The organism is Streptomyces sp. NPDC002588, assembly GCF_040295925.1.
GTDB lineage: Bacteria > Actinomycetota > Actinomycetes > Streptomycetales > Streptomycetaceae > Streptomyces.
Genome location: NZ_JBEOWF010000018.1, coordinates 196,076 through 215,180 on the forward strand (window position 1 = coordinate 196,076; position 19,105 = coordinate 215,180).

Annotated in this window: 20 protein-coding genes; 16 read left to right on the forward strand and 4 right to left on the reverse strand. The window is 73.0% G+C overall.

The window, feature by feature from the left end:
- The first annotated feature begins 5 nt into the window (after positions 1 to 5).
- Positions 6 to 425, forward strand: coding sequence for a PPOX class F420-dependent oxidoreductase (locus tag ABT057_RS22330; RefSeq protein ID WP_352345051.1), 420 nt, complete (start codon positions 6 to 8; stop codon positions 423 to 425).
- Here ABT057_RS22330 and ABT057_RS22335 read toward each other — a convergent pair.
- Positions 379 to 1,401, reverse strand: coding sequence for an NAD-dependent epimerase/dehydratase family protein (locus ABT057_RS22335; RefSeq protein ID WP_352345053.1), 1,023 nt, complete (start codon positions 1,399 to 1,401; stop codon positions 379 to 381). The two genes, ABT057_RS22330 and ABT057_RS22335, sit on opposite strands and share 47 nt — an antisense overlap.
- 184 nt (positions 1,402 to 1,585) lie before the next feature.
- Between ABT057_RS22335 and ABT057_RS22340 the strand changes: the two genes are divergently transcribed.
- The gene (locus ABT057_RS22340; protein WP_352345055.1) at positions 1,586 to 2,374 is read left to right on the forward strand and encodes an SDR family NAD(P)-dependent oxidoreductase; all 789 of its coding nucleotides are present in this window, start codon (positions 1,586 to 1,588) and stop codon (positions 2,372 to 2,374) included.
- 189 nt (positions 2,375 to 2,563) lie between these two features.
- Here ABT057_RS22340 and ABT057_RS22345 read toward each other — a convergent pair whose 3' ends face one another.
- Positions 2,564 to 3,529: a ScbA/BarX family gamma-butyrolactone biosynthesis protein gene (locus ABT057_RS22345; protein ID WP_352345057.1), complete on the reverse strand. Its 966-nt coding sequence runs from the start codon at positions 3,527 to 3,529 to the stop codon at positions 2,564 to 2,566.
- A 191-nt stretch (positions 3,530 to 3,720) separates the two neighbouring features.
- Here ABT057_RS22345 and ABT057_RS22350 point away from each other — a divergent pair, with 191 nt between their 5' ends.
- On the forward strand, positions 3,721 to 4,395 hold the full coding sequence (locus ABT057_RS22350) for a ScbR family autoregulator-binding transcription factor (RefSeq protein ID WP_352345059.1): 675 nt from the start codon (positions 3,721 to 3,723) through the stop codon (positions 4,393 to 4,395).
- A 159-nt stretch (positions 4,396 to 4,554) separates the two neighbouring features.
- Here ABT057_RS22350 and ABT057_RS22355 read toward each other — a convergent pair whose 3' ends face one another.
- Positions 4,555 to 5,070 (reverse strand): shikimate kinase, encoded by a 516-nt coding sequence (locus ABT057_RS22355; RefSeq protein WP_352345061.1) that lies wholly within the window; start codon positions 5,068 to 5,070, stop codon positions 4,555 to 4,557.
- A 401-nt stretch (positions 5,071 to 5,471) separates the two neighbouring features.
- Here ABT057_RS22355 and ABT057_RS22360 point away from each other — a divergent pair, with 401 nt between their 5' ends.
- The 12 genes from ABT057_RS22360 to ABT057_RS22415 all read left to right on the forward strand — a co-directional run bounded on the left by ABT057_RS22360 (position 5,472) and on the right by ABT057_RS22415 (position 17,947).
- Positions 5,472 to 7,196: a class I adenylate-forming enzyme family protein gene (locus tag ABT057_RS22360; RefSeq protein ID WP_352345063.1), complete on the forward strand. Its 1,725-nt coding sequence runs from the start codon at positions 5,472 to 5,474 to the stop codon at positions 7,194 to 7,196.
- On the forward strand, positions 7,193 to 7,549 hold the full coding sequence (locus ABT057_RS22365) for a hypothetical protein (protein ID WP_352345065.1): 357 nt from the start codon (positions 7,193 to 7,195) through the stop codon (positions 7,547 to 7,549). Before ABT057_RS22360 ends, ABT057_RS22365 begins: the two co-directional genes overlap by 4 nt.
- A 98-nt stretch (positions 7,550 to 7,647) precedes the next feature.
- A complete protein-coding gene (locus ABT057_RS22370; protein ID WP_352345067.1) occupies positions 7,648 to 7,968 on the forward strand; it encodes a LysR family transcriptional regulator in 321 nt (106 codons plus the stop codon).
- 263 nt (positions 7,969 to 8,231) lie between these two features.
- Positions 8,232 to 8,774 (forward strand): flavin reductase family protein, encoded by a 543-nt coding sequence (locus ABT057_RS22375; RefSeq protein WP_352345069.1) that lies wholly within the window; start codon positions 8,232 to 8,234, stop codon positions 8,772 to 8,774.
- Positions 8,775 to 8,821: 47 nt separating this feature from the next.
- Complete coding sequence (locus ABT057_RS22380; protein ID WP_352345071.1) at positions 8,822 to 10,357, forward strand: FAD/NAD(P)-binding protein; 1,536 nt, start codon at positions 8,822 to 8,824, stop codon at positions 10,355 to 10,357.
- A 136-nt stretch (positions 10,358 to 10,493) separates the two neighbouring features.
- Positions 10,494 to 11,306 carry a class II aldolase/adducin family protein gene (locus ABT057_RS22385; protein ID WP_352345073.1) on the forward strand — a complete coding sequence of 271 codons (813 nt, stop codon included), beginning with the start codon at positions 10,494 to 10,496 and terminating at the stop codon, positions 11,304 to 11,306.
- Between the two features lie 76 nt (positions 11,307 to 11,382).
- Positions 11,383 to 12,774 carry a class II 3-deoxy-7-phosphoheptulonate synthase gene (locus tag ABT057_RS22390; RefSeq protein ID WP_352345075.1) on the forward strand — a complete coding sequence of 464 codons (1,392 nt, stop codon included), beginning with the start codon at positions 11,383 to 11,385 and terminating at the stop codon, positions 12,772 to 12,774.
- Positions 12,775 to 12,811: 37 nt separating this feature from the next.
- Positions 12,812 to 13,192, forward strand: a complete 381-nt coding sequence (aroH, locus tag ABT057_RS22395; RefSeq protein ID WP_352345077.1) for a chorismate mutase — start codon at positions 12,812 to 12,814, stop codon at positions 13,190 to 13,192.
- On the forward strand, positions 13,192 to 14,352 hold the full coding sequence (locus ABT057_RS22400; protein WP_352345093.1) for a prephenate dehydrogenase: 1,161 nt from the start codon (positions 13,192 to 13,194) through the stop codon (positions 14,350 to 14,352). Before aroH ends, ABT057_RS22400 begins: the two co-directional genes overlap by 1 nt.
- Positions 14,353 to 14,448: 96 nt before the next feature.
- A complete protein-coding gene (gene aroC / locus ABT057_RS22405; RefSeq protein ID WP_352345079.1) occupies positions 14,449 to 15,633 on the forward strand; it encodes a chorismate synthase in 1,185 nt (394 codons plus the stop codon).
- Between the two features lie 8 nt (positions 15,634 to 15,641).
- Positions 15,642 to 16,757 carry a 3-dehydroquinate synthase family protein gene (locus ABT057_RS22410; protein WP_352345081.1) on the forward strand — a complete coding sequence of 372 codons (1,116 nt, stop codon included), beginning with the start codon at positions 15,642 to 15,644 and terminating at the stop codon, positions 16,755 to 16,757.
- Positions 16,754 to 17,947, forward strand: coding sequence for an IS701 family transposase (locus ABT057_RS22415; RefSeq protein ID WP_352345083.1), 1,194 nt, complete (start codon positions 16,754 to 16,756; stop codon positions 17,945 to 17,947). The genes ABT057_RS22410 and ABT057_RS22415 overlap by 4 nt, the downstream gene beginning before the upstream one ends.
- A 106-nt stretch (positions 17,948 to 18,053) precedes the next feature.
- Here the strand turns inward: ABT057_RS22415 and ABT057_RS22420 are convergent, their stop codons facing one another.
- Entirely contained in the window at positions 18,054 to 18,434 is a 381-nt protein-coding gene (locus ABT057_RS22420; protein ID WP_352345085.1) for a winged helix-turn-helix transcriptional regulator, read from the reverse strand.
- Between the two features lie 141 nt (positions 18,435 to 18,575).
- On the opposite strand from ABT057_RS22420, the gene ABT057_RS22425 reads away from it, so the two are divergent.
- Positions 18,576 to 18,983, forward strand: a complete 408-nt coding sequence (locus tag ABT057_RS22425) for a RidA family protein (protein WP_352345087.1) — start codon at positions 18,576 to 18,578, stop codon at positions 18,981 to 18,983.
- Positions 18,984 to 19,105: the final 122 nt, after the last annotated feature.

A 19,105-nucleotide genomic window follows, 5' to 3' on the forward strand; every position in this document is an offset into this window, starting at 1 on the left:
ATACGTTGACCACCGAGACGGCCGACACCGCCGTGCTGCGCGAGGAGGTACGCGCGCTGGCGCACGGGCCCAACTTCGCGGCGCTCACCACGCTGATGCCGGACGGCACCCCGCAGACGCAGATCGTCTGGGTGGCCGCCGACGGCGACCACCTCCTCGTCAACAGCGAGGTGGAGCGGCAGAAGGTGCGCAACCTGCGCCGCGACCCGCGGGCCACGCTCATGATCTGGCAGCGGGACAACCCCTACCGGTACGTGGAGGTCCGCGGCACGGTGGTGGGCGGCACGACGGGCGCCGAGGCCCGCGACCACATCGACGAACTCGCCCTGAAGTACACCGGACGCCCCTACCCGCCCGAGGACATCGGCTCACCCCGCGTCATCCTGCGGATCGCGCCCCGGAGACAGTATGTGTGGGGCCACTGATCCCGCCGTACCGCCCGGCGAGACGGGAGCGGTACCAGTCGGCGTCCGCGGCGAAGTCGTCGGCGAAGCTGCTGCCGGGCCGGGTGTCCAGCAGCCGCCACAGCCGGGAGCTGTCGTACCAGTGATCCACCGTCAGCAGCGACAGACGCCGCCGCCAGCCGGGGTCCTGTTCCGTGCCGGGCCAGGCAAGGGCCTGCGCGTACGACACCTCGCCGGCCGGGAGCGGCAGACCGACGGCCCGGGCGGCGGCGGTGAACAGTTCCCTCCCGGTGACCGGTTCGGGGCGGGCGGCGATCAGCACCTCCCCGCGCGGGACGCTCGGGCGCAGGGCGAGGGCGGTGATCACGCGGGCCAGGTCACGGACGCCGATCACCGACATACGGGCCCGGCCGCCGTCCACCCAGTGCGGCAGTTCCGTCATGAACTGCGCGATGCCCGGCACCACCCACAGGTCGTCGCGGCCGTAGACCAGATGCGGGCGCAGGACCAGCCCGCCCGCCGCCAGCACCCGTTCCTCGCCGGCGAGGCGGGTGACGCTGGTCGGGGAGACCGGGCCGAGCGGCAACTCTCCTTCCGCCGCGCCCCGGTGGGCGCCGTCGCGGTACACCGCGGTGGTGCCGAGCTGGATCAACCGCCGTACGGTGCCGCTGCGTTCGGCCTCGGCGAGCAGTGCCGCGGTGCCGGTGTCGTTGACCGCGCGGCACTGCTCGAGGCTGCCGCCGATCCGCGAGGCCAGGTGCAGCACCGTGTCGACGCCGTCGCACAGGCCGTGCAGGGACGCCGGGTCGCTCAGGCTGCCGCGGCGGACCTCCATCGGGGCGGCGCCGGGCGGCCCGGGCCGGGAGCGGTGGACGAGCAGCCGCAGCGCCGGCCGGTCCGGACGGGGGCCGCCGGGGGTGCCGGACGCGAGCAGCCCGGTCACCCTGGCGCCGATGAAACCGGTGGCACCGGTGATCAGAACGCGGCTCGGTGTCATGTGGTCATCCGTTTCGGGAGGAGCGGGCATACTTTTTCGGCCACGTCCGTCAAGTCGGTGGTCCGATCGAAGAAAGTGCGTTCGGCGGTGAAATTCGGGTGAAAACGCGGATTGCCAGGGAGGGAACAGGCCGAGTGATGGTCCATGACGTTGATGGAATGCAGCCTTCCGATAGCTTGAATTCATGACGCAGCAAAGCCTGCTCGCAGGTAAATGCGCCTTTATCAGTGGAGCGGGGACCGGCATCGGAACGGCGGCCGCACGCCTGTTCTGTCGCGAGGGTGCGACGGTCATGCTGGTCGGCCGCCACGAGGACAGACTGGACGCACTCACCCGCGAACTGCAGGAGGAGGGGTACACGGCCGAGTACCTGACGGCCGACGTCGCACGCAGCGGCGAGGTGGCCGACGCGGTGGACCGCACGCTCGCCGCCTTCGGGCGGCTGGACGTCGCCTTCAACATCAACGGCGCCGCGGCCGTGCACACCGCGCTGCACGTGATGGCGGACGAGCTCTACGACCTGGTCATGGATGCCAATGTGCGCGGGGTGTGGAACTGCATGCGGCACCAGATCCGCGCGATGCTGCCGCACGGCGGCGCCATCGTGAACACCGCCAGTCCCACGGGACCGGACGCCGCCCCCGCGCCGGCGGTCGCCAGGGCCGCCGACCACGCCGTGCTCGGGCTGACCACGGCGGCGGCGGCCGAGTACGTCTCGCGTGACATCCGTATCAACGCGATCGTCCCCGGCTCGATGCGCGGCGAGATGCTCGACGACTGGCTCCGGCAGGGCGGCGGCGCCAACGAGTTGCTGCGTGGCGCCGAGGACCTGCTGCGCGGCGCGGCTTCGTCGTCGTCGCGGACCGCGGACCCGGTGGAGATCGCCGAGACGGCGGCCTGGCTGCTGAGCGACCGGGCCTCCGCCGTCGTCGGCGCCACCGTGCACGCGGACTCCGGCCGGACGATCCGCTGACCGGGCCTCGGTACGGCTCGTGACGTCGACCGGAGCCCGAGGGCGGCGACTGCGCTGCCGGCGGTCACCGGCACGGCGGACTCCCCGGCGGCCCGGTCCGGGGAGTCCGCCGTACCGCTCGCGGCAGGCAACGGGTGCCCGTCGGGAGCGGCGGCCGGCGGGCGGCCCACTCGCGGCGCTGCCACGGCACTAGTTGCCGGCCGATCCGGCGAACCGGATCACGAAGGCGAGTTGCTCGTCCTGGTGGCCGGTGACGCTGACCGACGTGGTGCCGTCCTCGGCGGTGAAGGTGTGGGCCTCGATCCAGCTCGGGACGCCGAACTCGACGTACCGGGAGAACTTCATCTCGGACGAGGACGGGGTGAACCCGCCCGACGGGACGAGGAGGTTTGCGGCCTGCTGGGCCGCCTCCACCAGGACCATCGCCGGGATGTGGTCGTTGACCCGGTCGAAGAAGAGGTCGTTGGCCGGGTCGGCCCGCAGCTGCCAGCGCCCGGGACCGCCGGCGGGGGCGAGGACCACGTCGGCCCGGGTGCGGCGGACCGTCGGCGGGTCCACCGGCTCGGGCAGCGTGGCCGCGACTTCCGGAGCGTCGGAGGTGGTCATGGCCCCGCGTATGCGTGCGTAGGCGGCGGGCGAGGTGATGTTGAACCGGATGGAGCCCGAGCCGACCGGGCGGTCCCCTGCCCTTATGATCATGTTCATGTCGATATTGGAGGGTACGGCACCCCGTCTCCGCAGCCCGATGACGTGTACGTCCAGGGTGACCCCCGTCGGGACCGTGGCGCGCGTCAGCAGCGCCGCGTCCAGCTGATGGCACAGCTCCCACATCACGAAGTGGTGGCGCAGCGGGACCCCCAGTTCCGCGTGCGAGACGAGCAGGGTGGTCTGCCGGATCGACTCCAGGACGAGCGAGGCCGTGTAGCGGCCGTCCGCCGCGAAGAGCCGGTGCGCCGAGGGCCAGCGTGTGGAAACCGTGAAGTGTGTGTCGTCATGGCGTGTGATCTGAGTGGGGATCACATCGTCCAGGCGCGCCCTGTGCACGAGCGTCCGGTCCACCGGCAGGGACGGCGGGTTTAACGGTTCTGCCGCTGTGAGCTCCGGAAATGCGGTGCGAAGCGTGCCCTGCTGGATGTCCTGGACGGTTGAAGCCATATCACTCAAGGTCATTGCCTTCTTCCTTCGTCGGTGAAGGTGCATGCCGAGTGGGGGTATGGCCGATCCCCCCCGCGGTCGGTAAGGTACAGGCATGCGGGTTTGTTTTTCAACGGATTGAGAAGGCGAGCCCGTCGGAGCACGCAGCGGGAGCCGTCCCCCCGGGCGGTCCGAGAAAGTGAGGAGGCCGCGTGGCGCGACAGGAGCGTGCGGTCAGGACCAGGAAAGCGATCCTGGACGCAGCAGGAGAGGTTTTCGCGGAACACGGTTACGCGGGAGCCACGATCTTCGACGTGTACCGCCGGTGCGGGGTGACGAAGGGAGCCTTCTACTTCCACTTCGCGTCCAAGGTGGAACTCGCGCAGGCCGTGCTGGACGAGCAGGTCGGCAGCCAGATGGGCTATCTGGAGGTGCCGCCCGCCGAGCGCAGGGTCAAGCTCCAGGACGCGCTCGACCTGGGGCTGCTCGTGGCGCACCGGCTGACCTTCGACCGGATGCTGCAGGGCAGCATCCGGCTGGCGGTGGACCAGGTGCACGAGATCGACCGCCGGGTGCCGTACCAGGCCTGGATCGACGCGCACGTGGCGATCCTGTCCGAGGCCCGGGAGCAGGGCGAGTTGCTGCCTGACATCGATATCCACGACTGCGCACAGATGTTCGTCGGCGCGTTCAGCGGGGTGCAGCTGATGTCCGAGGTGATGAGCAACCGCGCCGACGTGGAGGAACGGGCCGCGGTGCTCTACCGGCAGCTGGCCCGCTCGGTCGCGACGCCGGAGACCTACGCCCAGTTGGACATCACGGTGGGCCGCGGCAAACGGATGATGGCGAAGGCGGAAGAGGCGGCGCAGGAGCGGGCGGCCGGATGACGGAGGCCGCCGGGGGCGAGGGACCGCCCGGCGGGGCGGCGGTTCTCCGGAAGCGTCATGGGGGTGTGCGCCGGGGCGGGGGACCCGGCGCGCGGGCGGGCTGCGAAGGGGTGGGCACCCGGGGTGCCCGCCCTTCGGCCGGGTCCGGGCCGCGGGTGGTCAGCGGGTCGGGACGAGGGCCAGGGCTCGCAGGGCCGCTCGTGTGACCTGTGTGGCGGTGCGGCCCAGGGTCGGTACGGTCGCCCCGGCGACCTCGCGGTACAACGGGGCGCGCCGTGCCGCCAGTTCGCGCAGCCGGGTGGCGGCGTCGCCGGTGAGCAGCGGACGGCCCGTGAGGCGGTCGCCGCGGCCCAGCACCTCGTGGACCTCGGCGTCCACATGGACGACCGGTCCGCCCGCCAGCAGTTCGCGCGTGCCCGGGTCGAGGACGGCGCCGCCGCCCAGCGCGAGTACGCCGTCGTGCTCGGCGAGCGCGGTGCGTACGGCCGCTCTCTCCAGCTCGCGGAAGCGGGGCTCGCCGTGCGCCGCGAAGATCTCCGCGATCGACTGTCCGGCGGCGCGCGCGATGTCCTCGTCGGTGTCGCGGAACCCGACCCGCAGCAGCTCTGCCATCAGCCGCCCCACCGTGGACTTGCCGGCCCCCGGCAGGCCGACCAGAACGGCGACCGGCCTCATGAGGGGCTCTCCATGAGGGTGGTGTGAAGAGGGTGCGGGGCGTGGTGGTGTCGGGGGACGGGCGGGCGGGGCCGGTCGGCGGGCATGGGGCCTCCTCGCGTTGGTGGGGTGTGTCGGTCGGGATACCCGGGTCGGAATGCCCGGGGTCGGGCGCGGCGGTCGAGTGGTTCGGATCGGTGGGGCGGTCGGGGTCCGGGTGGTGGCCCGGCGCGTCGGGCGGGGCCGGGCGGCGGTCCTCGATCGTGCGGGCCGGTGGGCGGGGCGAGGGGCGCGACCTGACATACGGGCCCCGGTCATCGCACTTTCCAATACACCTTGCAAACCCGCATGCGGGTTTGTTTATCTTGATCGGGTTCCGGCCAGACGTCGGGGCCCGGGCTCACCGACCACGGAGAAGCCACATGATCAAGCTCGATGACATCCGCCGGCACGCGGCTGCCCGTCCGGACGCGATCGCCCTCGTCGACGGACCGACGCGCCTGTCCTGGACGGCATTCGCCGACGCGGTCGACCGGTTCGCGGCCGGGCTCGTGGCCCGGCTGCCCGAAACCCGCCCGGCCCGCGCGGTGTTCCTGTCCGGTCCCCGCTGGGAGCTCGCGGTCGCCCTGGCCGCGTGCGCGACCCTCGGCATCCCCTGCACGGGACTCGACCCGCAGGAAGATCCCGGCCGGCTCGAAGCCGTCCTCGGCCTGCTCGACCCGTGCGCGGTGTTCGTCACGGCGGAGTACCGGCCGCTGCTGGCCGGGCGAACGTGGCCGGCCGGGTCCCGGGCGCTGGAGATCGCACTGGACGGGCCGGCCGAGGGCGACTCCGGGGAGCCGGCCGCCGACGAGGCCGTGTCCGAAGAGCGGGCACAGGATGCGGGGACGCGCCCCGAGCCGCCGCTCGCCCCGCCCGCCGAGGTGTCGTCCGCGCCGGACTCCCGGACGCCTGACGCCCCCCGGCCCGACGCACCCGTGTCCTTCCATCGCCTGATGCGCACCGGACCGTCGCGGCGGCTCCCCGCACCCCTGCACCGAGAGTCCCTCCGGGTCGTGCCCGGCGCGCGAGGGCCGCGGATCGCGGTACGGCGGATCGCGGCCGAGGGGCGTGGGCTCGTCGACCTGGTCGACGAGTTCGGGTTCGCGCCCGGGGACGTCCATCTGGTGGCCGCGCCGCTGTGGCAGCCGCTGTCACTGCAGATGGCGCAGACGCTGCTCGCGGTCGGTGCCACCGTGCTGCTGGACGACACCCAGGACCCGGAGACCGTCGCCGTGCTCGCCGCCGGTGAAGGCGCCACCACCGCGGTGATCGCCCCGGGTGTGCTGGGCCGGCTGCTGGTCCACCCCGTCTCCGCCATGCTGGCGCACAGCGGGCGGCTGCGGTGCGTGATCACGCCTGGACGGCACCTGGGCCGCTGGACGGTCAACGCGGCCTGGGAGCGGCTGGGCCCCGTGCTGCACCTGGCGTACGGCACGCCCGAGGCCGGGCTGAGCATGATCCTCACCCCGGAGGAGGCGCAGGTAGCCCGGGCGCGCACCGGGCGGGCGGTGCTCGGCACCACGGTCGCCGTGCTGGACGAAAGCGGAGCCGTGCTGCCCGCCGGACGCCCCGGCCGTGTCGCCGTCGCGGGACACCATGTGATGGACGGCTACCTCGACGGCGAGGACGCCTTCGTCACCCTCGACGCGGGCACCGGTGAGCAGCGCTTCTTCGTCACCGACGACCTGGGCGTCCTGGACGAGCGGGGCCGGCTCACGCTGGTCGGCCGCGGTTCGGGGGTGACCCGGCCGGTTCGCGACCGCGCCGTCGACGCCGCGCTGTTCCGGCTGGAGGCGGACCTGCTCAATCTGCCCTGCCTGCGCGACACGGCCGTGGTCCGGGTCGATCTGCCCGCGCTCGGCGACGCCTTCGTCGTGCCGTTCATCGCCGTGGCCGTAGGGCGCGAGGCCACGGGGTACAGGGCGTTGCGGACCGCCTGTGCCCGTCGTCTGCCGTCGATTCCGGCGCATGTGATCGCCGTCGACCACATCCCGTACAGCCCCACCGGCCGGATCCGTACGGCGGAGCTGCTGGAGGCGGTCATGCCGATCATCTCCCTCAACCTCCAGCTGGAACAGAGCGCGCGACAGGAGATCTCCGCATGACCGCCTTCGAGATGACCGACAGCGACCTCGACAGTGGCTTCTTCGCCCTCGAGGCGGAGCTGCTCGAACTGGCCTGTGTGCGGGAGTGCGCCCTCGTCCTCACCGAACTTCCCGAGCTGGGCGGCGCGGTCGTGGTGGCGTTCGTCCCGCTCGCCGCGGAGCAGGAGATGGCCGGGCGGCGCGCGGTGCTCGCGGCCTGCCAGCGCAGTCTGCCCGCTCTGTACGCCCATGCCGTGGCCGTCGACGACATTCCGCGCACCGTCGAAGGGGCCGTGCGCGAGGGGGAGTTGCTGGATGCCGTGCTGCCGCAGATCGCCCGGGACCTGATGTCGCCCGCCGTGATGTCCGACTGACCGGCTCAACGGAGTGGCTTCCGCGGAGGCGAAAATATACAGGCAGGCTGGTATGTTATTGCGTCTCGGGGAAGCGAGTCGCAGAAAGGGGTCGTGTTGTGCAGTTCCAGCAGTTGCGGGCCTTCCGTGAGGTGGCGGCGGAGCTGAGTTTCACGCGCGCCGCCAGGAACCTCCACTACGCCCAGTCGACCGTGACCGCACAGATCAAGAACCTCGAAGAGGCCTTCGGCACCGAGCTGTTCGACCGCAGCCGGCGCCAACTGGCGCTGACCGAAGCGGGGGAGCTGCTGCTGCCGCACGCCGAACGGATCATCGAGATCGCCGAGGCGGCCCGCCGCGAGGTCGGGCGGGCCACCGCACGGGCGCAGCGCCCCCACGACCGCAGGGCACGTCCGGCGGCCTCGCGCACCCTGCTCTGAGCGTCGCGTCACGCCGAGCACCCGTGACGGCCGGTCCCTTCGGGGGCCGGCCGTCACCCGTGTACGGAGGCGAGGGCCGGGGGTGTGCCGGCACGGGGGCGTAACACGGGGGCGTAACCGGGGCGCGTTATTCCGCAAGAGTCCGTGCGCGGGACGGCAAGCGGGGAATCGGCCCCGTTCCTACAGTCGCTGACAGCGGATCCCGTCCGGTCACTTTGGGACATCCGCGTTCGTTCCCGCCCCACACCCGGAGAGGACCAATCATGGGCCAGGCCCCAGCAGCGGACCAGCCGACGGGTGCCGTCGACGCCCCGAGCGACCTGCGCGCCGTCATGCGCCACTTCGCCACCGGGGTCTGCGTGGTCAGTACGCACCGACAGGAACAGGACGGCCGCCGGCACAGCGCGGTCACCGTCAACTCCCTCACCTCCGTGTCGCTGGAGCCGCCGCTGGTGTCGCTCGGCTTCCGCAGCGACTCCGGCTTCCTCACCGACCTGATGGCGGCCCGGGTCTGGGGCATCTCCATCCTCGACGGCGAATCGGAGGACCTCGCCCGGCTCTTCGCCCGCCCACGCGCCGAGCGCGACCGCCTCGTGCACACCCGGCCCAGCGAACTCGGCGTCCACACCGGCACGTTGCTCTTCGACGCCGCCGGCTGGATGGAGTGCCGCTACCGCGACCACATGGTGGCCGGCGACCACGTCATGGTGATCGGCGAGGTCGTCGGGCTCGGCGTCCGCGGCACCCGCTCCCCGCTCATCTTCCTGCAGGGTGGCTTCCACCGCTTCGAGCCCCCGCAGTCATGAGAGCGCTCCGCCCACCAGCCGTCCGCATACCGATTGGTGACTGACTCATGCCCTCTGGAATATCGATCGGCGTCGTCGGCGGCGGCGCGGCTGCCGTCTGCCTGATCGACGCGTTGGCCCGCAGCGGGGGCGACCCGGGCACCCTCACCCTGTTCGAGCCGTCGCCCCACCTGTGGCGCGGCCGGGCCTACCAGGTCGACACCGACACGCTGCGCGTGAACGCCACCCCCGACGACATGTCGGTGCGTGCGGGGGACCTCGGCCACTTCGAGCGCTGGCTGCAGGCCCGCGACCGCGTCACCGGAGTCTCACAGGGTTTCGACCGGCTCTCCGGGGCCCGGTTCGCCTCCCGCCCGGTCTACGGCGAGTACCTGGAGGAGTCCGCGTACGCGGCCCTCGGCGAACTGCGGCGGGGCGGCTGGCGCGTCGACATCATCGGCGAGGCCGTCACCTCCGCCTCCCGCCTGCCCAACCAGGTGCGGCTGAGCACCGGCGGGCAGTCCCGGGTCTTCGACTACGTCGTGCTCTCCGTCGGCGGCGACAGCCCCAAGGACGTCTACGGCCTCGCCGGCACGCCCGGCTTCGTCGGCGACCCCTACCCGGTCTCCGGCACGCTCGCGGACATCGGCGAGAACGAGCACGTCGCCGTCATCGGCAGCGGCCTGACCGCCGTCGACATCGTGCTGTCGCTGGCCGCGCGCGGCCACCAGGGCCCGATCAGCCTGCTCTCGCGCCGCGGCGTGCTGCCCGGCGTACGGCAGCGGCCCGTCCACTTCGAGCTGCGCCATCTGACGCCGGAGCGAGTCCACACCACGGCCCGCGGGCGGCGCGAGCTCGCCGTCGAGGACATCGCGGCGGTCCTGCGGGCCGAGTTCCGCGACGCCGGGGCCGACCTCGACGCCGTCGTCCAGGAGATCCTCCGCGTCGACCTGGAGGACCCGGTCGACCGGCTGCGCCGCCAGATCGACGAGGTCGACTCCCCGCACATGGGCCTGCGCATCCTGCAGCGCGCCGTGCCGGAGACCGGCCCCGACGTCTGGCCGCTGCTGCGCGAGGAGGACAAGATCCAGATCCTGCGCGCCCACTACCGCACCATCATGAGCCTGTGCTGCCCGATGCCGCCGAGCAGCGCGGCCGTCCTGCTCGACCTGGTCGAGACGGGGCAGCTGGAGATGTTCTCCGGCCTGCTCGACATCACCCCCGCCGACGAGGGCGGCTTCGACGTCCTCGCCGCCGACGGCACCGAGCTGTGCGCCGACCGGGTGATCAGCGCCGTCAACGCCTCCGAGGGGCGCATCCCCACCAGCGCGCTGTCCCTGGTCACCTCGCTGATCCGGGCCCGCGCGGTCAGCCGCCACCCGCACGGCGGACTCCAACTGGCCCGCGCCACCAGCCGGCTCACCAGCAACGGCCGGCCCGACCCGCGGCTGTACGGGCTGGGCAACATCGCCGCGGGCGCCCTGTTCTTCACCTTCGGGATCCCGTCCCTCGTCGACCGCAGCCAGGACATCGTGGCCGCGATCCTCGAACACGCGGCGACCGTGAACGCGGCGCTCGGCGAGAGCACGCCCATCGCCGCATGAGGGCCGCGCCGGCCGGACCGCGGCGGGGCGTCGGTCGTCCGCGGCGCCGTCGTGGCCGGTCCCGCCCGCGCGGCGGAACCGCGCATCGGCACCGCACCGCGCCCCCTTTCACCCACCCAGGAAGGAACCACCGCGCATGAGCACCACCGCCACCGAGCCCCGCCCCGCCCACCTCGCCGACACCGCCACCGGGCTGCCCATCCCCGGGGAGCCGCACTTCGCCACGCACGAGGAGACCCGCCGGCACCGCAAGCAGCGGCTGGCCGCCGCCCTGAGACTGTTCGGCAAGTACAGGTTCGGCGAAGGCATATCCGGCCACATATCCGTACGCGACCCCGAGCACGAGGACCGCTTCTGGGTCAATCCCTTCGGCGTCTCCTTCAACCGGGTCCGCGTCGCCGACCTGATCTGCGTCGACTCCACCGGACGCGTCGTCAGCGGCCACCACCCGGTCAACCCCAGCGCCTTCGTGATCCACTCGCAGATCCACGAACTGCACCCCGGCGCCACGGCCGCCGCCCACGCCCACACCCCCCACTCCCGGGCGCTGGGCGCCCTCGGCCGGCTCCTGGAGCCCATCGACCAGGAGTCCGCCGCGTTCTACGGACGCCAGGTGCTCTACGGCGACTACGAGGGCCCCTCGGTCTCCCTCCGCCACGGCCGCGACATCGCCGAGCGGCTCGGCGACAACCAGGCCATCCTGCTCCGCCACCACGGCCTGATCACGGTCGGCGGCTCCCTGGACGAGGCCGTGCACTGGTTCCTCACCTACGACAGCTGCGCCCAGATACAGCTGCTCGCCCAGGCCGCGGGCACCCCGCAGACCTTCACGCACGAACAGGCCCTGGCCGCCCGTGAGGGCTTCGGCGACGAGCAACTGGGCTGGTTCAGCTTCCAGTTGCTGTGGGACGAGATCACCGCCGAGCAGCCCGACCTGCTCCAGGAGTAGGGCGTGCCGGTCGCCCCCGCCCCGCGGCCCGGTCGGGCCGGTCCTTCCCTCCGTACGAGATTGAGGCCTCTCCCGCATGCATGCTGAGCACACCGTGATGTCCCCGGATTCCTGGCGTCGGCTGCCCACCGCGCAACAGCCCGACTGGCCCGACCCCGAAGCCCTGCGCGCGGTCGTCGCAGAGCTGTCCGCCTATCCGCCGCTCGTCTTCGCCGGCGAGTGCGACCAACTGCGCGGCCGACTCGCCCAGGTCTCCCGCGGCGAGGCGTTCGTCCTGCAGGGCGGCGACTGCGCGGAGACCTTCCACGAGGTCACCGCCGAGAAGGTCCGCGACAAGATCAAGACTCTGCTGCAGATGGCCGCGGTCCTCACCTACGCCACCTCGGTGCCGGTGGTGAAGATCGGCCGTATCGCCGGCCAGTACTCCAAGCCCCGCTCCAAGCCCACCGAGGTGCAGGGCGGCGTCGAACTGCCCGTCTACCGGGGCGACTCGGTCAACGGCCTGGAGTTCACCCCCGAGTCCCGCCGGCCCGACCCCGAGCGGCTGAAGCGGATGTACCACGCCTCCGCCGCCACCCTGAACCTGATCCGCGCCTTCATCACCGGCGGCTACGCCGACCTGCGTCAGGTCCACGAGTGGAACCGGGACTTCGTCGCCAGCTCACCGATCGGCGAGCGGTACGAGGATCTCGCCGGGGCCATCGACGACGCGCTGACCTTCCTCGCCGCCTGCGGAGCGGACCCCGGCGAGTTCCACTCCGCCGAGTTCTACTCCAGCCACGAGGCGCTGCTGCTCGACTACGAGACGGCGTTCACCCGCACGGACTCGCGCACCGCGCTGCCGTACGACGTGTCCGCGCACATGATCTGGATCGGCGAGCGGACCCGCCGGCTCGACGGCGCGCACGTCGAGTTCGCGGCCCAGGTGCGCAACCCGATCGGCGTCAAGCTCGGCCCCGGCGTCAGCGCCGACGAGGCGCTGGCCCTCATCGACCGGCTCGACCCGGCGCGCGAACCGGGACGGCTGACCTTCATCACCCGTATGGGCCACGACAAGGTGCGGGACGTGCTGCCCGGTCTCGTCGAGAAGGTCACCGCCTCCGGCGCCGAGGTCGTCTGGCTGTGCGACCCCATGCACGGCAACACCTTCGAGGCGCCCAGCGGGCACAAGACCCGCCGCTTCGACGACGTCCTGGACGAGGTCCGAGGCTTCTTCGAGGTACACCGCGCCCTCGCCACCCACCCCGGCGGCATCCACATCGAACTGACCGGCGAGGACGTCACGGAGTGCGTCGGCGGCGGTGACCACGTGGCGGTCAGCGACCTGCACCAGCGCTACCACACGGCATGCGACCCCCGCCTCAACCGCTATCAGTCCCTCGACCTCGCCTTCCAGGTCGCCGAGCTCTACCGCGAGCGCAGCACCTCCGTCCACCAGCCCGCCCCCCGGATCGCCTCCGCGGCCTGAGCCGTCACGATCCGTACCACCGAACGAGGAGGGTGCCATGACGATGCGAGCAGTGCGCGGCGCGGTCCAGCTGGAGCGCGACGACCGGACCCATCTGTGCCACAGCGTGAAGACCCTGTTCCAGCGGATGCTCGACGCCAACGGACTCGTCCACGACGACCTGGTGAGCGTCATCTTCACCGCCACGCCCGACCTGCACAGCGACTTCCCCGCCGCCGCCGTGCGTGAACTCGGCCTGGCCGACGTGCCGTTGATGTGCGCGCAGGAACTCGACATCGAAGGGGCGCTGCCCCGGGTGGTCAGGATCCTCGCGCACGCCGACACCGAGCGGCCCAAGCCCGAGATCCAGCACGTCTACCTCGGGGGCGCCGCCGTACTGCGCCGGGACCTCGCCCCGGCCGTGCAGGACCCCGCGTGATCCGCACCGCCGCGGTGGTGGGCACCGGCCTGATCGGCACCTCCATCGCGCTGGCCCTGACCCGGCACGGTGTGACCGTGTACCTGACCGACGCCGACGAGTCCACGGCCCGTACCGCCGCGGCGCTCGGTGCCGGACTGGTCGGCCCCCCGCCCGGGCCTGCCGACATCGCGGTGCTCGCCGTACCGCCGGCCCGGGTCGGCGCGGTGCTCGCCGAGCAGCAGGCCCGCCGGCTCGCCCACGCCTACACCGACGTGGCGAGTGTGAAGGGCCGGCCGGAGCGGGGGGCCGCCGCGCACGGCACGGACCCCTCGGTCTTCGTCGGAGGCCACCCCATGGCCGGGCGGGAGCGCTCCGGGCCGCTGGCCGCCTGCGCCACGCTGTTCGAGGAGCGGACCTGGGTGCTCAGCCCGTCCGCGCACACGACGCGGGAGACGCTCAACAAGGCACTGGAACTGGTCGCGTCGTGCGGCGCGATTCCCGTCCTCATGGACAGCGAGGCGCACGACCGGGCGGTCGCCGCGGTCTCCCACGCCCCGCACGTCGTGGCCGCGCTGGTGGCGGCCCGGCTGCAGCACCTGTCCGCCGACGCGGTACGGCTCGCGGGGCAGGGGGTGCGGGACGTGACCCGGATCGCCGACGGCGACGTACGGCTGTGGGGCGACATCCTGGAGGCCAACGCGGCGGCCGTCGCCGATGTGCTGGCCGACCTCGCCGAGGACCTCGACGTCACCGTCGCCGCGCTGCGGGGGCTGGCCGCCGTCGACGCCGACGAGCGCGCACAGGGCACCACCCTGCTGGCCGACCTGCTCGCCCGGGGGCTCGCCGGGCGCGCGGCGATCGCGGGCAAGCACGGCGCCTTCGACGTCGGCTGTGTGCCGGTACGGATCCTGATCGGCGACCAGCCGGGCGAGCTGGCGCGGCTGCTGGGCGCCGCCTCCGAACTCGACGTCAACATCGAGGACATGTCCATCGACCACTCGCCGGGCAAACCCAGCGGCCTGGTCGAGCTGATGGTCGCCCCCACCGCCGCCCCGGGCATGGTCCAGCGGCTGAAGGACTGCGGCTGGCGGGTACAGCGGTTCGCGGCACCCGCCGCCCGCACCCCGCCCCGGCCCGCGGTGGCCCGCGACCGGAGGGGCGCGCGCACGGCGGCGTGAGCACGTCACCGAGATGACGGAGCACCCGTAGAAAGACCGGCGCGCATCGGGAGAACGGCTCCCACCAGAGGAACGGCTCCGACCGAAGGAACTGCATTGTCTGCTTTGCGATGGCTCACCGCCGGCGAGTCGCACGGGCCGGCCCTGGTCGCCGTGCTCGAGGGGATGCCGGCCGGTGTCCGGACCTCCACCGAACAGGTCGCCGACGCGCTCGCCCGCCGACGGCTGGGGTACGGGCGCGGTGCCCGGATGACGTTCGAGCGCGACGAGGTGGACTTCGTCGGCGGGGTGCGGCACGGCCGCACCCTCGGCAGCCCGGTCGCCGTCCGCGTCGGCAACAGCGAGTGGCCGAAGTGGGAGGACGTGATGGCCGCCGACCCGGTGCCCGCCGCCGTACTGGCGGGCCAGGCCCGCAACGACCCGCTCACCCGCCCCCGCCCCGGCCACGCGGACCTGGCCGGCATGCAGAAGTACGGCTTCGACGACGCCCGGCCCGTGCTGGAGCGGGCCAGCGCCCGGGAGACCGCCGCCCGGGTCGCGCTGGGCAGCCTCGCCGAGGCCTTCCTGGCGCAGGCGTACGGGATCCGGCTGGTCAGCCATGTCGTGGCGCTCGGCGGACAGCGATCCGGCTCGCCCGAGCCGCCCGGGCCCGAGGACACCGGGCGGCTCGACGCCGACCCCGTGCGCTGCCACGACGCCGTCGCGTCGGCCGCCATGGTCGCCGAGGTCGACCGGGCGCGGCGGGCCGGGGACACCCTCGGCGGTGTCGTCGAGGTCCTGGTCCATGGTCTTCCGCCGGGTCTCGGCTCGCATGTGCACTGGGACCGGCGGCTGGACGCCCGGCTGGCGGGTGCCCTCATGGGTATCCAGGCCATCAAGGGCGTCGAGTTCGGGGACGGCTTCGCGCTCGCCGCCGCCCCCGGTTCCGCCGCGCACGACGAGATCGTCCCCACCGACGCGGGGGTACGCCGTTCCAGCGGCCGTTCCGGCGGCGTCGAGGGCGGCATGTCGACGGGGGAACTCCTGCGCGTACGGGCCGCGATGAAACCGATCGCCACCGTGCCGCGGGCCCTGGCCACCGTCGACGTGGCCACCGGCGCGGCGGCCGTGGCCCACCACCAGCGCTCCGACGTGTGCGCGGTACCGGCCGCCGCCGTGGTCGCCCAGGCCGTGACCGCCCTGGTGATCGCGGACGTCGCGCTGGAGAAGTTCGGCGGTGACAGCGTGCCGGAGACCGCCCGCAACCACCGCGCCTATCTCGACCACCTGACCATCGAATGAGGCCTGCCTTGACCTTCCCGACCTTTTCGTCCCCCACGTCCGTCTCCCTGAGGTCGGCCGGCCCGGCACCGTACCCCGTCGTCCTCGGCCGGGGACTGCACGAGCAGGCCGGGCGCATGCTCGGCGACCGGGCGCCGCGCGTCGCGATCGTGCACCCGCCGAAACTGGCCGGCGCCGCCGGCCGGATCGCCGGGGACCTCGAACGCACGGGCCGCCAGGTGCTGCCGCTGGTGGTGCCGCCCGGCGAGGCGGCCAAGGACGCCGGTGTCGTCGTCTACCTGTGGTCGCAGCTCGGCGAGTCCGGCTTCACCGCCGCCGACGCCGTGGTGGCGCTGGGCGGCGGTGCCACGGTCGACCTCGCCGGTTTCCTGGCGGCGACCTGGCAGGGCGGCATCTCCCTGGTGCTGGCCCCGGCCACCCCGGCGGGCATGGTCCGCGCGGGCGTCGGCGGCCGGTCCGCCCTGAACGTGCCCCAGGGCAAGAACCTGGCCGGCGTCCACCACCCGCCCATCGGCGCGGTGTGCGACCTGGACCTCCTGCGCAGCCTCCCGCCCGCCGAGCACACCGCCTCCCTCGCCGAGATCGTGAAGACGGGCCTGATCGCCGACCCCGCCCTCCTCGACCTGATCGAGTCCGACCCACGCGCCGCGACGGACCCGACGGCCGAGAGGGCGGGAGAACTGATCGAGGGCGCGCTGCGGGCCCAGATCGCGGTGGCCGCCGGGGGAGCGGCGGCCGGTGACGGGTCGGCCGGGGACACGCGCGTGTTCCTCGACTACGGCCACACGCTCGCCCACGCCGTCGAGTACACCGAGAGCTACCGCGTCCGGCACGGGCACGCGGTGTCCGTCGGCATGGTGTTCGCCGCCGAACTCGCCCGTGCGGCGGGGCGGCTGGACGCCGGTGACGTGCAACGGCACCGGTCCGTGCTGGCGGCTCTCGGACTGCCGACCTCGCATCCGCGGTATGCCTGGGAGCGTCTGCGTGCCGCGTTCGCCGTCGACGGACTCACCCGCGGCACCCGCCTCGGGTTCGTCGTCCTGGACGCCCTCGGCAGCCCCGCCCTGCTGGAGGACCCCGACCCCGGCCTCCTGGACGCGGCGTACGCCCGGACGGCGGGATGACCGTCCCCACGGCCGTGCACGCCCCACCCCGGTGGGGCCCCCGGCCCACCGTCACCCCCGCCCCCGACCCCGTCGTCGCCCCCGACCCCGTCGCCGACCTGGCCCATCACGTACTGCGCTCTCTCGCCCGCCGCGACCAGCGGCGCAGCGCGGAGCTGTACATCCGGGGGCTGCTGGAGGCGACGGGACGCAAGACCATCCGCAACATCGCCTCGCACACCGGGGATCCGGCCGACGCTCAGCGGCTGCATCACCTGGTCAGCGCGTCGACATGGGACTGGCGGCCGGTACGGGCCGCCCTCGCCCGGCACATGGGCGGGTTGCTGCCGCCCCGGGCCTGGGTCGTGCACACCGCGACGGTGCCCCGTGCCGGACGCGGCGGCGTGGGCGTCGACCACTTCGCCGACCCGCGCACCGCACGGACCGTCAGGGCGCAGCGGGCCTTCGGACTGTGGGCCGCCTCGGACCGGGGCGGCTTTCCGGTCGACTGGCAACTCCAGCTCACCCCGCGCTGGCTGGACGACGGCCACCTGCGCGAGCAGGCCGGCATCCCCGCCGACGCGGTCGCCCTGGACGGGGTGTCGGCCGGGCTGGCGATGCTCCTGGACACCGCCCGCACCGGAGCGGCGCCCCACCCCCCGGTCCTCCTGGACGCCCGCCACGCCCCGGCCGGTCGGGTCGCCGCTCTGCTGGGCGCTCACGGCTTCTCCTACCTGCTCCGCATCAGCGCCGCCCAGTTGCTGACCCGGCTCGGCGCCGACGGCCGTGCCACCGGGCCTCCGGGCACCGCCCGCGAGCTGGCCGGTGCCCTGCCGCGCGGTCTGCTCAGCCGGGTGCCCGCGCCTCGGCCCGCGGCCGGCCGGCGTGAGGCCGCGCGGGTGCTGTGCCGGGCCGCCGACGGCCCGGGGCCCGGCCGCCGTCAGCTTCTGCTGGCGCTGCGCGACCCGGTCGGCCCGCTGGACGCCGCCTTCTGGCTGACCGACCTCACCGCGCTGGACACGGTCGCCCTGGTGCGGCTGGCCGCCGTCCCCGCACAGGTCGCGCGGGGCGCGAGCGGTACCGGCCGCAGTATCGGGCTGTACGACTTCGAGGGCCGTTCCTACGCCGGCTGGCACCGTCACATCACCCTCGCCTCGGCCGCCCACGCCACCACCCTCCTGCCTCCCACCCACGACAGGACCACTCCCTAGGAGCGTGGGTCAGTAACGGGCGACACGTCGGAGGGATTGCAGGTCGCGTCCGGCTGCGGTGATCACCAGGCAGCCGGCCGGCCCACGGCGGCGCGTGCGCCGGCCGTCAGGCGTCGAAGCTGCGGCGGGCGGTCTCGATGTGACCGAGGTACCGGCGGGTCCAGCCGCACATTCCGTCGACCGTCGCTCGCAGAGCCTGGCCCGGCTCGGTGAGGGTGTATTCGACCCGCGGTGGGACGGTGGGGTACACGGTGCGCTCGACCAGGCCGTTGCGTTCCAGCATGCGCAGGTTCTGGGTCAGCATCTTGTGGCTGATGCCCTCGATCTCGTTCCGCAGCTCGCTGAAGCGCAGGGTGCGGTCACCGAGACCCTCGACGATCAGGAACGCCCACTTGTTGGCGACGTCGGAGAAGATCTCCCGCGCCAGGGAGCCCGCACGCGCCAGATCTGCATCCTCGGGCGAGCCGGTGAACTGCTTGGTCACCATAAGGTTCTCCAGTCACTGAAAAGTGCGTTCTTCCACGTCAGCGCCCACTCTCTTACGGTTTCCCGGTAACCACAAGAGAGCGAGCGTCTTGATCGGCGCGGACACGGGCCCACAGACGCTCAGGACGAGGAGACAGGCAGCATGGCCATCACCTTCATGAACCCCGGCGGATTGCCCAAGATCGACGTCTACCGGCAGGTGTCGATCGCATCCGGGTCGAGGCTGGTCTTCGTCGCCGGGCAGGTCGCCTGGGACGCCGAGGGAGTCACCATCGGCGAAGGCGACCTCGCCGCCCAGGTCGAGCAGAGCTTTCTCAACGTCGGCACCGCCCTGGCCGAGGTCGGTGGCTCCTTCGACGACGTGGCGAAGCTGACCTTCTACGTCGTCGACTGGACCCCCGACAAGATGCCCCGGCTCCTGGAAGGGATCTCCCGGGCAGCCGCGAAGCTGGGGATCACCCCGGCCCCGCCGACCACGCTGATCGGCGTTGCGGCATTGGATGTCCCCGACCATCTGGTCGAGATCGAAGCCACGGCGGTCCTCGACTGAACAGATGCTCTCTGCCGCTGGCCAAGCTCCTAGTGCCGCGGCAGGCAACGTTCGCCCCGTCGCGACGCCCGGCACGCACTCTCGGCGCACCGGGCACAAGCCCAAGTACGTCCAGTACGAGG

Coding starts and splice junctions, on each gene's coding strand:
- ABT057_RS22335 (WP_352345053.1), bottom strand. CDS start 1,401: ATGACACCGAGCCGCGTTCTGATCACCGGTGCCACCGGTTTCATCGGC.
- ABT057_RS22340 (WP_352345055.1), top strand. CDS start 1,586: ATGACGCAGCAAAGCCTGCTCGCAGGTAAATGCGCCTTTATCAGTGGA.
- ABT057_RS22345 (WP_352345057.1), bottom strand. CDS start 3,529: ATGGCTTCAACCGTCCAGGACATCCAGCAGGGCACGCTTCGCACCGCA.
- ABT057_RS22355 (WP_352345061.1), bottom strand. CDS start 5,070: ATGAGGCCGGTCGCCGTTCTGGTCGGCCTGCCGGGGGCCGGCAAGTCC.
- ABT057_RS22360 (WP_352345063.1), top strand. CDS start 5,472: ATGATCAAGCTCGATGACATCCGCCGGCACGCGGCTGCCCGTCCGGAC.
- ABT057_RS22365 (WP_352345065.1), top strand. CDS start 7,193: ATGACCGCCTTCGAGATGACCGACAGCGACCTCGACAGTGGCTTCTTC.
- ABT057_RS22375 (WP_352345069.1), top strand. CDS start 8,232: ATGGGCCAGGCCCCAGCAGCGGACCAGCCGACGGGTGCCGTCGACGCC.
- ABT057_RS22380 (WP_352345071.1), top strand. CDS start 8,822: ATGCCCTCTGGAATATCGATCGGCGTCGTCGGCGGCGGCGCGGCTGCC.
- ABT057_RS22385 (WP_352345073.1), top strand. CDS start 10,494: ATGAGCACCACCGCCACCGAGCCCCGCCCCGCCCACCTCGCCGACACC.
- ABT057_RS22390 (WP_352345075.1), top strand. CDS start 11,383: ATGCATGCTGAGCACACCGTGATGTCCCCGGATTCCTGGCGTCGGCTG.
- aroH (WP_352345077.1), top strand. CDS start 12,812: ATGACGATGCGAGCAGTGCGCGGCGCGGTCCAGCTGGAGCGCGACGAC.
- ABT057_RS22415 (WP_352345083.1), top strand. CDS start 16,754: ATGACCGTCCCCACGGCCGTGCACGCCCCACCCCGGTGGGGCCCCCGG.
- ABT057_RS22420 (WP_352345085.1), bottom strand. CDS start 18,434: ATGGTGACCAAGCAGTTCACCGGCTCGCCCGAGGATGCAGATCTGGCG.
- ABT057_RS22425 (WP_352345087.1), top strand. CDS start 18,576: ATGGCCATCACCTTCATGAACCCCGGCGGATTGCCCAAGATCGACGTC.